Origin of the sequence: Halobacillus litoralis, from assembly GCF_004101865.1 — a bacterium.
GTDB lineage: Bacteria > Bacillota > Bacilli > Bacillales > Halobacillaceae > Halobacillus > Halobacillus litoralis_A.
Genome location: NZ_CP026118.1, coordinates 3770851 through 3784555, shown reverse-complemented (window position 1 = coordinate 3784555; position 13705 = coordinate 3770851). Strand labels below are relative to the sequence as shown.

Genomic DNA, 13705 nt, shown 5'->3' with positions numbered 1-13705 from the left:
ATGAGATATGGTCAACTTTTTTTATAGATAAAAGAAACAACAAACGGTGGTTTTTTAACTTTTTCATCTGATTGGACCAATGTATAATGCCCGAAGTAAAGGGGATATTGTAGTTTTATAAAACCTGGAAGATTATTTTCAGAACCAGATGAAGAAATATTATTAATTCCCTTGCTCATAAAGAAGCTATCTGCTTCTTAAAGCAGATAGCTCTGATTTTCCATTTTAATAATCAGATGTTCCTTGTTCACCATTTACGATTGCAATTCCAGAACTTGCACCGATCCTAGTCGCACCTGCTTCAATCATTGTTTTAGCACCTTCATAATCACGAACGCCGCCAGAAGCCTTGACGCCCATCTCAGGACCGACAGTTTTACGCATCAGGCTGATGTCTTCCACCGTTGCACCTCCGCCAGAGAAACCAGTAGAGGTTTTAACAAAGTCCGCACCTGCAACCTTTGCAAGTTCAGAAGCTGTGACTTTTTCTTCTTCGTCAAGAAGAGAGGTTTCAATGATGACCTTTACAATTGCTTTACCTTCCGATTCACGGACAACAGCTTCTATATCCTGTTGAACGAGCTCTTTGTTTCCAGACTTAAGCTCACCGACATTAATTACCATGTCGATTTCTGTCGCCCCTTTTTCAATCGCTTGTTTTGTCTCGAAAGCTTTCGTTTCTTTAGTTGTGGCACCTAAAGGAAAACCGATGACCGTACAAACTTTAACGTCTGTATCTTTCAATAATTCATGGCAATACTCGACCCAATGAGGGTTCACACAAACAGAAGCGAAGCCGTGCTCTTTAGCTTCTTGACAAATTTGTGTGATTTTCTCTTTCTGTGTATCTGGTTTTAATTGTGTATGGTCAATCATTTTTGCTAAGTTTTGTTCCATAATTGGATCGTCCCTTCATCATTAAGTTGTTCGTACATCTCATCCATCATAGCATGAAACCAGTATGAATGCGAATACATTTGTGCTCACACCTTTTCAAAGTACCACTTACCTATCTTTCTTCTTCAAAAACATACGACAGGGAGGATAAAAAATATAATGGTGCTGTTTCCATACGTAAAATCCTCGGTCCTAAACGGACAGAAAGGAAATTTTTTTCTTCCAGATGGGAAACTTCTTTTTCTGAAAATCCCCCCTCAGGGCCGAAAATGACGATGACCTTCTCCCCGGGCCGTACCAGTTTCAGTCTTGTGGCAAGAGATTGATGTTCCTTTTTTCTTGCTTCGTTTTCGTATGCATATAGCCACCAGTGATATCGATCCTTCAACTGAGACACCTGCTGTAAGGTATGAACTGTACAAACCTCTGGAACGTGACTCCGCTCTGATTGCTCACTCGCTTCTTTAGCAATTTTCTGGAGCCTTTGGATTTTCTTTGGCACCTTTTTCTTATCCCACTTTGCAACAGAGCGGTCAGCTTGAAAAGGAATAAATTCAAAAGCACCCAACTCTGTCCCCTTTTGAACAATGTGTTCCAGCTTATCCCCTTTTCCCAAGCCGGCTACAATCGTCACTTGGATGGGAAGTTCCTTATCCTCTTCCAGCCATTCTAAAACCGCACACTCGGCCCCATCTTCAGTTACATTTAAAATCTTACAGAGGGCAGGTCCTTCTTCTGGATGAATTCCGATCAACTGATCCCCGGAGGTCATTCTCATCACCCGGGAAATATGATGAAGGTCCTCACCGTAAATAGTAACCTTACGATGCCCCCAGTGTTCTTCACCTATAAAATATCGTTGCATAGCAATCACTCCGGCTTTTTAGCAATAATGCTGACCCAGTCTTCCATTTTATTCGTTTCCACAATTTCGAATCCTGATTCAACTAATCGGGAGCGGACCATTTCTTTTCTGCCTGAAATAATGCCGCAAGTAATGAAGTAACCCCCGGGTTTAATGACACGATAAGCATCATCTGTAAATTTTACAATGATCTCTGCAAGGATGTTGGACACGACCAAGTCCGTTTCTCCATCCACACCTTCTAATAGGTCATTCAACTTAGCGGTGATTTTGCCTTCCACATTGTTCAATGCAGCATTGTTTTTCGTGCTTGATACTGCTACGTCGTCTAAATCATATGCGTGAACATGTTCAGCACCAAGCAGGACCGAAGCGACACTCAATATACCTGAACCTGCGCCTACATCCAATACGGTGTCCCCTTTTTCCATGTATTGTTCCAAAGCCTGAATGCTTAGAACGGTGGTCGGGTGGGTTCCTGTACCGAATGCCATACCTGGGTCCATTTCAATAATGATTTCGTCACTGGAAACTGGAGTATAATCCTCCCATGTCGGGATGATCGTGATTTTCTCAGAAATCTTCACTGGCTTGTAATATTTTTTCCATGAGGTAGCCCAATCTTCTTCTTGAACCTCGTTAATGGATACTTCGTTATGCCCGATATCTATACCGAACTCCTTCAAATTAGTTACGGAATGTTTAATACCATCAACTGTTTCATTCAGGAAGCTATTCAATGGGAGGTAGGCTTTCACATATACCCCTTCTGCTGGATAATCATCTGGATTTAATTCGTAAATTTCACCAAGCTTCGTTTTCTGCCGTTCCATATCTTGAGGATCTTCGATGACTACCCCACTTGCGCCTGATTCGTGGAAGATATTAGAGACAGGTTCTATCGCTTCACTCGTTGTATGGATACAAACTTCAGACCATTTCATTTATGATCCACCCTTTTCACTGGATTATTTATTTGTTGATGAAAAAAATGCCTGTACGATGGAACGGGAGATTCAGTTCGAAAAACCCTGCAGACCAATTCGTACAGACACTTGTTTACAAACTTCAGCTATCTCCTCTGAACGCACGTTTCATACGCTCAAAAAAGTTGCCATGTTGTTCTTCTGTCGCTTCATTACCACTAATATCATTAAACTCACGCAACAATTCTTTTTGGCGTTCCGTCAAGTTCTTCGGTGTAATGACCTTTGTCTTCACATGTTGATCTCCTTGTCCACGGCCATGAACATTCGGAGCTCCTTTATCTTTCATACGGAATGTCTTACCGGTTTGTGTTCCCGCAGGTACTTTAAGTTTCACATTACCGTGAACCGTCGGTACTTCGATTTCGTCTCCAAGTGCTGCTTGAGTGAATGTCAACGGAATCTCACAGAAGATGTGGTCACCTTCGCGCTGGAAGAACTCATGAGGCTGGACGCGGATGACAACAAATAAATCGCCAGCTGGCCCACCATTCACTCCATCTTCCCCTTTACCTTGGACACGGATCTGCTGACCGTCATCAATTCCGGCCGGAATATCCAAGTGGATCTTATTGCGTTTCGTCACGCGGCCATCGCCACCGCAAGTATTACATTTGTCTTTGACGAACTGCCCAGTTCCCTGGCAATGGTGACATACACGACGATTCACCACTCTGCCAAATGGTGTATTCTGTTCCTGGTTAATTTGTCCACTTCCTTGGCAATGGGAGCATGTTTCAGGTGATGTACCTGGTTTAGCACCTGATCCATCACATGTTTCACAAGACTCTTCAGTAGGGATTTCAATGTCAGTGCTTTTACCGAAAATTGCTTCATTGAATTGTAATGTCATCGTGTACTGAAGGTCCGCACCTTTACGTGGAGCATTCGGGTCACGGCGTCGGCCACCGCCACCGAAGAACATATCGAAAATATCTCCGAAACCACCGAAATCTTCAGCTCCGCCACCGAAGCCGCCAAAGCCGCCTTGATTCGGACCAGCATGGCCGAATTGATCGTACTGAGCACGTTTCTGTTGATCACTCAGTGTTTCGTAAGCTTCCTTTGCTTCTTTAAACTTTTCAGAAGCATCCTCTTCTTCACTTACATCAGGGTGGTATTTGCGTGCTAATTTACGATAAGCTTTTTTAATTTCATCTTTTGAAGCATCCTTGGATACTCCAAGAACTTCATATAAATCACGTTTACTCACTTGTCGATCACTCTCCCGGACGCTATTACATAACGTTTATATTATCATTGAAGATAGAGAGAGGCAAATGCCAAGCAGGACTTGTGGGGGCAAAGATATCCTCTTACACAACAGGACCTTCAGGGCACGCCTACACTAAGAAAAAAGTCAAAGTCAAGAAGAACCTGACTTTGACTTTTCTTTTCTACCTTATCTTACTTCTTGTCGTCTTCGTTCACTTCTTCATAGTCCGCGTCAACGACCTCTTCTTCTTCACTGCCGGCTTCTTGTCCTTGTTCGGCTTCAGCTTGCTGCTGTGCTTGCTCATAAAGTTTCACAGAAAGTGCCTGCACTTGTTCTTGAAGTGCATCTTTCTTCTCTTTAATAGCCTCAAGGTCTTCACCTTCAAGTGCTGTCTGAAGTTCTTCTTTCGCTGTTTCAGCTTTTTGTTTTTCATCTTCACTTACTTGTTCCCCAAGATCTTTGATCGTCTTGTCTGTAGTGAAAATCAGCTGATCTGCTTCGTTACGAAGTTCAATCGCTTCACGCTTCTTCTTATCTTCTTCTGCGTTTTCTTCGGCTTGACGTACCATTTCTTCTACTTCGTCATCAGAAAGGCCGGAAGAAGACTTGATTGTGATGGATTGTTCTTTATTCGTTCCCATGTCTTTTGCACGGACGTTAACAATGCCGTTCGCATCAATGTCAAAGCTGACTTCGATTTGAGGCACACCACGTGGTGCTGGCGGGATATCCGTCAACTGGAAGCGACCCAGTGTTTTGTTATCTTGAGCCATCTCACGTTCCCCTTGCAGGACATGGATGTCTACTGCTGTCTGATTGTCAGCAGCCGTAGAGAACACTTGGGAGTGGCTTGTAGGAATTGTCGTGTTACGCTCGATCAATTTAGTAGTTACGCCACCCATTGTTTCAATACCAAGAGAAAGTGGAGTTACGTCAAGAAGAACAACGTCTTTGACGTCACCTTGAAGGACCCCGCCCTGGATTGACGCACCAAGTGCTACTACTTCATCAGGGTTGACACCTTTAGAAGGATCTTTACCAGTTTCTTTCTTAATCGCTTCCTGTACTGCCGGGATACGTGTAGAACCACCGACAAGGATGACTTTATGAATGTCACTTGCACTCATACCTGCGTCTTTAAGTGCTTGACGCGTCGGTTTCATAGAACGCTCTACCAAATCAGAAGCTAACTCTTCAAATTTTGCACGAGTCAAGTTCATTTCCAAGTGAAGCGGTCCAGCTTCACCTGCTGTAATAAATGGAAGGGAAATTTGTGTTTGAGCTACACCAGAAAGATCTTTCTTCGCTTTTTCGGCAGCATCTTTCAAGCGTTGCTTCGCCATTTTATCCTGGGAAAGATCAATGCCGTTTTCTTTTTTGAATTCAGCTACCATATGGTCGATAATGACTTGGTCGAAGTCGTCACCACCAAGGCGGTTATCACCTGCAGTTGAAACAACTTCAAAAGTACCGTCACCGATGTCAAGGATGGATACGTCAAATGTACCTCCACCAAGGTCATATACGAGAATCGTCTGATCCTGGTCTTCTTTATCGATACCGTAAGCTAGTGCTGCTGCCGTTGGCTCGTTGATGATACGCTCAACTTCCAGGCCGGCGATTTTACCAGCATCTTTGGTAGCTTGACGCTCCGCATCGTTGAAGTATGCCGGAACAGTGATAACAGCCTTATCAACTGTCTCTCCAAGGTAATCTTCTGCATAGTTCTTAATATACTGTAGAATGATTGCAGAAACTTCTTGAGGTGTATATTCTTTACCTTCTACTTCCACTTTGTGATCTGTACCCATGTAACGTTTGATGGAAAGGATCGTGTTCGGGTTTGTAATCGCTTGTCGTTTAGCAACTTCCCCTACTTGACGCTCTCCATTTTTGAATGCAACAGCTGATGGAGTGGTGCGGTTGCCTTCCGGATTCGGAATAACTTTGGATTCTCCACCTTCCATTACTGCTACACAAGAATTTGTTGTACCTAAGTCAATACCAATGATTTTACCCATGGTTAAATATCCTCCTTTACATTCTATAAAACAATTTTTATTGGTTCACTTTCACCATAGACGGGCGGATGACCCGATCTTTTAAGCGATACCCTTTTTGTAATTCTTCTACTACGATATTGGAATCATAATTTTCATCTTCGACTTGCATAATCGCTTGATGCAAGTGGGGATCAAATTCTTCGCCTTTTGCTGGAATTTCCTCTACACCTTCTTTTTCTAGTGCAGCTTTGAATTGGTCATAGACCATTTTCATTCCTTCTGCGAAATTCTTGGCTGATCCGCCATCCACTTCCACCTGTAAAGCTCTTTCGAAGTTATCCAATGCAGGAATCAACTCTTCTACTAAGCTTTGCGATCTATATTTCCGATCCGCTTCCTTTTCCTTTTGGGTCCTGCGGCGGAAATTATCATAATCCGCTTGCAGACGAAGCAATCGATTGTTGATTTCTTCTTTTTCTTGACGTAGTTGTTCGAACTCACCATTCTCTTCTACTACGTCCTGCTGTGAATCTTCACTTTGGTTTTGTTCATCTTTTTCATCAATGATTTCTTGCTTGTTCTCTTCCACGACTTCCACCTCCTACTTTCCATTACACCGTTACTGACTATAACATGAATCGATAACCTGAAAAAGCAATAGACAAAAAGAAGCGATGGGAACTTGTCCCCACCTTATTCTGTGTTCCGCAATTCTAATACCAACCACGAAATGTGTCCGTCATATGCTTAGATAAAACATTCATCAATGAGAACATCCGGTTATACTCCATGCGAGTAGGCCCTAACAATGCAATTGTACCAATCTGGTCATTTCCAAGCTGGTAACTAGCCGTTATCAAACTGCAATTCTGCATAGCATCAAATGGGTTCTCCTGCCCAATCCTCACTTGGATTCCTTCTTCACCTGACCGTAATAAGTCAGCCATCTCATTCTCTTGTTCGATAGTCGCATACAGTGAGCGCACCTTATCCAAATCCCTGAACTCGGGCTGCATCAAAATATTCGTTTTACCACCGATGTAAAGCTTAGTGGGGTGGTCATCCACGAGAGCTGCACGTAAATAGGAGAACGCTTCTTCATGTTGACTTGTATGTTTCTTCAACAAGTCATTAATTTCAGAATAAAGCTTTTCATGCAGTTTCACCAATGGAACACCTTGAAGCCTGCTGTTCAGGATATTCACCATTTTTTCTAAATCCTCGCCTTTGATTTCAACTGGCACATTAAAAGCCCGATGTTCAACATGGCCGGTATTTGTGACAAGAATCGCGATGGCAGATTGATCAGATAAAGGAACAATCTGCAATTGCTTTAATTTTGTCTCAAACACTTCCGGACCTAAGATGATGGAGGTGTAGTTCGTTAAATCAGACAAAATTCCCGCTGATTTTTGCACGACTCTTTCAAATTCCATCATTTTATCAGCGAAAGCATCACGTATTGTCACAATTTCCTGGCTGGAAAGACGCAACGGTGAAAGTAAATGATCTACGTAGAAGCGGTACCCCTGTTCAGAAGGGACCCTTCCTGATGAAGAGTGTGTCTTCTCAATGAAGCCCAACTCCTCTAAATCAGCCATTTCATTCCGAATCGTTGCCGAACTGAATGTCACGGCTTCTTTTTTGGATATCGACCGCGAGCCAACAGGCTGGGCGGTCAAAATGAAATCATCAATAATGACTTGCAAAATGAGCAATTGTCTCTCTGTTAACATCGATGATCACCTCTGTTAGCACTCGTATGTAGTGAGTGCTAAATCTAATAATAAATTATCAAATGGGGTCGGGGATGTCAACGGATAAACCTTTCTTTTTTTAATCATCCAGCAAAAATTCCTGGAACACTTCATTTCCTAACATTCGACCCTTTGGCGTCATACGGATATAGCCGCTGTTTTCTTCGATTAAAGAACGCTCTTTAAGAGTATTCAGAGCATGACCGAATACATCGACAATCGTCTGTCCGTATTTACGATAAAATTGATCGGTAAGAACCCCTTCTGTCTTACGTAATCCGAGAAACATCTGCTCTTCCATCTCTTCCTTTATTCCTATCGGCTCTTCATGAAGAATCGGAATACCATCGGAAGTAGCTTTTTTTACATAAGCCGGAAGCGGACGAAGATTGATCGTCCTTTTGCCAGGAAGATAGCCATGTGCACCTGCTCCGATTCCGTAATAATACTCATTATTCCAGTATGTCAGATTGTGCTTACTTTCAAACCCGGGTTTCGCGAAGTTGCTGATTTCATATTGAACCGCCCCTGCTGCAGATAGTTTACGCTGTAACAGCTCATACATTTGCGCATCATCTTCTTCAGGAGCCTTGACCAGCGTTCCCTTTTTATAACGTTGGTAAAACACAGTTTTCGGTTCAATCTGTAAAGAATACGAAGAGTAGTGCGGTAAACCGAATTGCATGGCTTCATCAATTGTCTTTTCAAAATCTTCTACAGTTTGACCTGGAAGAGCATACATGAGATCGATGCTGATATTGGATAATCCGACTTGAAGGAGTCGGTCGATATTAGTGTAAACATCCTTCACTTTGTGGACGCGGCCGATTTTTTCTAACATTTCATCATCAAAAACCTGCACACCTAAAGATATTCTATTCACGCCATAATTTTTGAGCAAACGGACTTTTTCAAGATCCAGATCTCCCGGGTTCGCTTCAAATGTATATTCTTCACAACTGGCAAGATCGAAGTGATCATCAATCATTTGCAGTAATTTTTTCAGCTGGCTGTGATTAACAGCCGTCGGTGTCCCGCCACCAACAAAAATAGTACGTACCTGTGCTTTTTCCCCGGGAATATAGGTATGGATTTCATTTTCTAATGCTTCCATATATTCATCAGCTAAGCGCTCGTTATAAAAGAACTTAGTGAAGTCGCAATAATGACAAATTTGTTGGCAAAAAGGAATGTGTATATAAGCGGATGGGATCTTCATTGATGTTCCACCTTTCATAAGGAAAACCGCAAGAGATCCTCTCCTGCGGTTTGGTCCTGTCTAACATGGGTTTAGTCTTCATTCAAATCAAGGACAGACATGAAGGCCTCTTGCGGGACTTCTACTGAACCGACCATCTTCATGCGTTTCTTCCCTTCTTTCTGCTTTTCAAGGAGTTTACGCTTACGGGAGATATCTCCCCCATAACATTTAGACAGTACGTTCTTGCGCATCGCTTTGATGGTCGTACGGGCGACAATCTTAGTCCCGATTGCTGCTTGGATGGGCACTTCAAATTGCTGTCTCGGAATCAAATCTTTCAATTTGTCTGCAATGAGCTTGCCGCGTTCATATGCAAAATCACGGTGAACAATAAAGGATAAGGCATCAATGGTATCTCCATTTAAGAGAATGTCCATTTTCACCAAATTAGAAACCCGGTACCCGATCAGTTCATAATCAAAAGATGCGTAACCTTTCGTCTGTGACTTCAGAGAATCGAAGAAGTCATAGACAATCTCGGATAGCGGAATTTCATAAACGATATTGACACGATTGTCATCCAGATATTGCATATCCATAAAATTGCCGCGTTTGCGCTGACAAATTTCCATTACAGGTCCGACATAATCGTGAGGGACCATGACTGTCGCTTTAACGAACGGCTCCTGGACTTCATCAAGCTTCTGGTTATCAGGCATCATAGACGGATTATCAACATTCGCTTCTGTTCCATCCGTCATCTTCACTTTATAAATGACACTAGGTGCTGTCGTAATCAAATCAATTTTATATTCACGTTCAATCCGCTCTTGAATGATTTCCATGTGAAGCATTCCTAAGAATCCACAACGGAAACCGAAACCGAGAGCCTGTGAGGTTTCTGCTTCATATTGAAGGGAAGAATCATTGAGTTCTAATCGCTCTAATGCATCCCTTAAATCATTGTATTTATTCGCATCCACCGGATACATCCCACAGAAAACCATCGGGTTCATCTTTTTGTACCCAGGTAGTGGTTCAGCTGCAGGATTATTTGCCAGTGTAATCGTATCACCGACTCGGCTGTCTCCAATGTTTTTGATGGAAGCAGTCAAATAACCGACATCTCCGACATTCAATTCCTTCAAAGGTGTTGGAGTCGGGCGGAAGACGCCTAGCTCGTTGACCTCAAACTCTTTCCCGGTTGCCATCATCCGAATTTTGTCCCCGATCTTGATGGAACCTTCCCGCACACAAGTATACGCGACAACACCGCGGTATGAATCGTAAAGGGAGTCGAAAATCAATGCTTTCGTCGGGTCATTCGCATTTCCATCTGGAGCTGGGATATCTGTTACGATTCGCTCTAAAATCTCATCAATCCCCACGCCTTCTTTAGCGGAAGCGAGGATGGCATGCGAAGCATCGATTCCGATGACATCTTCTATTTCTTGTTTAATACGCTCTGGATCTGCGCCTGGCAAGTCAATTTTATTGATAACCGGAATGATTTCCAAATCATTTTCCAGTGCTAAATACACATTCGCCAACGTTTGTGCTTCTATCCCCTGGGCTGCATCAACAACGAGGATTGCCCCCTCACAAGCTGCTAAACTCCGGGAAACCTCATATGTAAAGTCGACGTGGCCTGGAGTATCGATTAAATGAAAGGTATAATCATCTCCACTATTGGCTTCATAGTTCAATTGAACTGCATTCAACTTAATCGTAATTCCACGTTCACGTTCTAAATCCATAGCATCCAGGAATTGTTCTTTCATTTCCCTTTGAGTCAACGCTTTTGTTTTTTCTAAAATACGATCAGCAAGTGTCGATTTCCCGTGGTCGATATGGGCGATAATCGAAAAATTGCGGACCCTCTGCTGTTTTGATTCTGTTGTCAACTTAAATCACTCCTACTGAATTCGACACAAATATCTAGGTTGATTATAGCAATACGAGTAAGATTATTCAATGCTTAGCACAGAGGGTGCTTTTGAGCGGTCTGTGAAATACGATCTATATAAAAGATATGTTCCACCTTCAGTTCAAAAACGTGCCCACTCTGAGCGCCCAGTTCTTTTGTTTTTAAGAAGACCCGGACTGAATCATTTCGGAAAGGACTACGATTACTCCATTGAAACTGACTGCTATCCCTTCCCCTACTCCACCGGCCAGCCTTGAAATCCATGGAACTTCACCTTCTATATACGGGGGGGCACAGTGGTTCTTAGCAGAATTTTCTATTCTCGCTTCTTTTTCAGGTTTTTGTCCAGCCCTTCGCTCATGATCTGGCTCTGGCTGTGTGGTTACGACTACTGGCTCCTCTTTTGTTTTTTCATTATTTTTATCTATTCCATAGAAAGCTCCTGCTATAAAAACCGCCCCCACTAATAAAACACCTGCAATCCACTTCATTTGTACCCCTCCCACTGTTTATGAATCTGAGTTTACTTTTTCATCTTCAAAGTAATATTCACTGAAGACTTCAGCCATGATATCCGCGGAACGGTATAGTTCATCAAGGTGATTATTCACACCACCGAATTCAATCACTATTGCATTGGGATGTAAGTCCTGATTATAAACTCCATCTACACCTGCTCCCTTTTTAGTAATGACACCACGACTTATTCCTGGATATTTATCTTCAAGACGTTGGTGCAGCTCTGAGGCGAACTTTAAATTTTGTTCGTATTTGGGATGTTCAGCACCTATAACAAATGCGAAGCGGGCATATTCCTTGCCGTTGATCGTTGTCGTCGTATGTTCCCTTGAAATAGAATCCCTGTGAAGGTCGAAGAAATATTTGAGTCCATCATTTTGACTAATTGCTTCTTCCACTACAGGCCGCATGGCATCATATGATTGATAATGCTTCATCCCTTTTTCATTCAGTAGTGAAGCAATATCTGTTTTATCCACGATGGTTCCTATTCCTTTTTCTTCTAAACTCTCCCCTAAACGTTCACCGACAAGAGTAATATTCACTTTCCCGTCATAAGCTGTAGATTTGTCCGGGAGGTGAGGATAAAAGGATTCGGTATTGTGGGTGTGAAAAATATAAATATCCTCTTCTCCTAATGGTTTCTCCTCCGTTTGATCTTTATCTTCTTTCTCTTCTTTCTCTTCCTCAACATCTCCCACTTCTCCCCTCTCATCGACAATCATCGGAGGTTCTGATTCGATAGGGAGCGTTGAATAGTCCGTCCCCTCCCCAGCGATGATGATTTGACTGTTGTAGGAAGATAATCCGGGGATTTCTCTCCCTAGAAGACTTCGAGGGTCATTAGGCGTTAGGCTTGTAAGAAGCTGAAAAGATAATGTCCCTAAACCAGGTATGCGGTTACCCTCTGGGTGAGCATCCTTGAAAGAACGGTTTTCCATTTCAAACAAATAAAGAAAAGCACTCCCTTCAAGCTTAGTCGTCCACTCCTGGATCGTATCGGAATAAAGCCGGTACGTCGTTTTCGCCCCGGTTAATATACCGATACCAATAAATAATAAAATCAGAACCGTGATCGCTATGATGGCCCATCCTGTCCCTTGTTTCATATAACTCGTCCGATTCTTCTTCCATTTCGGGTATTGAGACATAAAAATCCTCTCCTCATACTCTATCTAGTAAATGGTATGAAAGAGAGGATTTTAATAGAACCGACCTCTATTAAGTTTTAGCGGGAGTACGATTGGGCTTCTCCATCTTCGACTCCTGGATGTAATGCACCATTGATTCCCGTGGCAATTACATGTGCCATATCTTTGATAAAACTATCTACTTCTTTTGGCGTGACCATTAGATTATGCCCGAGCGGTGTGAGAACTTCTTTGATCAACTGTTTCTTCTCTGTATCTTCTAATTGTCCAAACATCCCTAAAACAGCCTTGCTTTGTTCTTCATTAGGGTGATCTTCTTCGGTCAAAGTTTTTCTTTCGAATGGATTCATAGCTGGTGAGAGAGCATTGGATGGCCGATCCTTTTCCTTCCATTCCCGACCGAAATGTTTCAGGACATAATCGATGGTATCACTTGTTATCGTCACCGCATCGACGACTGTAGGTACACCGATCGAAATAACAGGAATTCCATAAGTTTCGCGGCTGATTTCTTTTCGTTTATTACCAACGCCTGACCCTGGGTGAATCCCAGTGTCAGATAGTTGAATGGTAGCATTGATACGATTTATCGAACGAGAAGCAAGAGCATCGACGACAAGAACGAAGTCTGGCTTCGTTTCTTCAATTATTCCGTGTACCATATCACTCGTCTCAATCCCCGTCACGCCCATCACCCCTGGTGTGACAGCTGAAACAGGACGATACCCTTCTGCCACTGTTTCAGGATGAAGCTCGAATAAATGACTTGTCACCAATACTTTTTCTGTAACAAGAGGGCCTAAAGCATCCGGGGTGATATTATGGTTTCCAAGACCTACGATCAATCCACGATCCATATCCTTGATCCCACATTCATTCAAAAGTTGACGGAGTTGGGAAGATACGCTTTTCGCCAGGTTGGCCTGTAAATCCGTATCCTGTTTACGAATAGCTAAGGATTCAAGTGTAACGTAATGACCAGCCTTCTTCCCTATGCGTTCGGCACCTGCTTCATCAACCGTAACGTAAGTAATTTTTATATCATTTTTTTCATTTTCGCGTACCTGGACACCATCTGAATCTGAAGAGGAAGGATCATCTTTGACATTCATTTCCTGAGCCTCAAGCGCCAGGTCTGTTCTTAATGTGTATTTGAATTGTTCTTCCATACGCTTCGACCTCC

General features: G+C 42.7%; 12 protein-coding genes. All 12 read right to left on the bottom strand.

What is annotated here, in order from left to right:
- Window positions 1-225: 225 nt before the first annotated feature.
- The 12 genes from deoC to gpr all read right to left on the bottom strand — a co-directional run bounded on the left by deoC (window position 226) and on the right by gpr (window position 13691).
- Entirely contained in the window at window positions 226-897 is a 672-nt protein-coding gene (gene deoC / locus HLI_RS18680) for a deoxyribose-phosphate aldolase (protein ID WP_128526414.1), read from the bottom strand.
- A 112-nt stretch (window positions 898-1009) separates the two neighbouring features.
- The gene (locus HLI_RS18675) at window positions 1010-1762 is read right to left on the bottom strand and encodes a 16S rRNA (uracil(1498)-N(3))-methyltransferase (protein ID WP_128526413.1); all 753 of its coding nucleotides are present in this window, start codon (window positions 1760-1762) and stop codon (window positions 1010-1012) included.
- Window positions 1763-1767: 5 nt separating this feature from the next.
- Window positions 1768-2706 carry a 50S ribosomal protein L11 methyltransferase gene (gene prmA / locus HLI_RS18670; RefSeq protein ID WP_128526412.1) on the bottom strand — a complete coding sequence of 313 codons (939 nt, stop codon included), beginning with the start codon at window positions 2704-2706 and terminating at the stop codon, window positions 1768-1770.
- Between the two features lie 124 nt (window positions 2707-2830).
- A complete protein-coding gene (dnaJ, locus tag HLI_RS18665; protein WP_128526411.1) occupies window positions 2831-3961 on the bottom strand; it encodes a molecular chaperone DnaJ in 1131 nt (376 codons plus the stop codon).
- A 194-nt stretch (window positions 3962-4155) separates the two neighbouring features.
- Window positions 4156-5985, bottom strand: a complete 1830-nt coding sequence (dnaK, locus tag HLI_RS18660) for a molecular chaperone DnaK (protein WP_128526410.1) — start codon at window positions 5983-5985, stop codon at window positions 4156-4158.
- A 37-nt stretch (window positions 5986-6022) separates the two neighbouring features.
- Window positions 6023-6556: a nucleotide exchange factor GrpE gene (gene grpE, locus HLI_RS18655; protein WP_128526409.1), complete on the bottom strand. Its 534-nt coding sequence runs from the start codon at window positions 6554-6556 to the stop codon at window positions 6023-6025.
- 124 nt (window positions 6557-6680) lie between these two features.
- A complete protein-coding gene (gene hrcA / locus HLI_RS18650) occupies window positions 6681-7703 on the bottom strand; it encodes a heat-inducible transcriptional repressor HrcA (protein WP_128526408.1) in 1023 nt (340 codons plus the stop codon).
- 100 nt (window positions 7704-7803) lie between these two features.
- Window positions 7804-8943: a radical SAM family heme chaperone HemW gene (gene hemW / locus HLI_RS18645; protein ID WP_128526407.1), complete on the bottom strand. Its 1140-nt coding sequence runs from the start codon at window positions 8941-8943 to the stop codon at window positions 7804-7806.
- Between the two features lie 71 nt (window positions 8944-9014).
- Window positions 9015-10829 carry a translation elongation factor 4 gene (lepA, locus tag HLI_RS18640; protein WP_128526406.1) on the bottom strand — a complete coding sequence of 605 codons (1815 nt, stop codon included), beginning with the start codon at window positions 10827-10829 and terminating at the stop codon, window positions 9015-9017.
- Between the two features lie 184 nt (window positions 10830-11013).
- Window positions 11014-11343, bottom strand: a complete 330-nt coding sequence (locus HLI_RS18635) for a hypothetical protein (protein ID WP_128526405.1) — start codon at window positions 11341-11343, stop codon at window positions 11014-11016.
- Between the two features lie 18 nt (window positions 11344-11361).
- The gene (gene spoIIP, locus HLI_RS18630) at window positions 11362-12522 is read right to left on the bottom strand and encodes a stage II sporulation protein P (protein ID WP_128526404.1); all 1161 of its coding nucleotides are present in this window, start codon (window positions 12520-12522) and stop codon (window positions 11362-11364) included.
- A 77-nt stretch (window positions 12523-12599) separates the two neighbouring features.
- Window positions 12600-13691, bottom strand: coding sequence for a GPR endopeptidase (gene gpr, locus HLI_RS18625; protein WP_128526403.1), 1092 nt, complete (start codon window positions 13689-13691; stop codon window positions 12600-12602).
- Window positions 13692-13705 lie beyond the last annotated feature (14 nt).

What these genes read in the sequence shown, in the direction of transcription:
- deoC (WP_128526414.1), bottom strand. Translation starts at nt 897, where the DNA reads ATGGAACAAAACTTAGCAAAAATGATTGACCATACACAATTAAAACCA.
- HLI_RS18675 (WP_128526413.1), bottom strand. Translation starts at nt 1,762, where the DNA reads ATGCAACGATATTTTATAGGTGAAGAACACTGGGGGCATCGTAAGGTT.
- prmA (WP_128526412.1), bottom strand. Translation starts at nt 2,706, where the DNA reads ATGAAATGGTCTGAAGTTTGTATCCATACAACGAGTGAAGCGATAGAA.
- dnaK (WP_128526410.1), bottom strand. Translation starts at nt 5,985, where the DNA reads ATGGGTAAAATCATTGGTATTGACTTAGGTACAACAAATTCTTGTGTA.
- hrcA (WP_128526408.1), bottom strand. Translation starts at nt 7,703, where the DNA reads ATGTTAACAGAGAGACAATTGCTCATTTTGCAAGTCATTATTGATGAT.
- hemW (WP_128526407.1), bottom strand. Translation starts at nt 8,943, where the DNA reads ATGAAGATCCCATCCGCTTATATACACATTCCTTTTTGCCAACAAATT.
- HLI_RS18635 (WP_128526405.1), bottom strand. Translation starts at nt 11,343, where the DNA reads ATGAAGTGGATTGCAGGTGTTTTATTAGTGGGGGCGGTTTTTATAGCA.
- spoIIP (WP_128526404.1), bottom strand. Translation starts at nt 12,522, where the DNA reads ATGTCTCAATACCCGAAATGGAAGAAGAATCGGACGAGTTATATGAAA.
- gpr (WP_128526403.1), bottom strand. Translation starts at nt 13,691, where the DNA reads ATGGAAGAACAATTCAAATACACATTAAGAACAGACCTGGCGCTTGAG.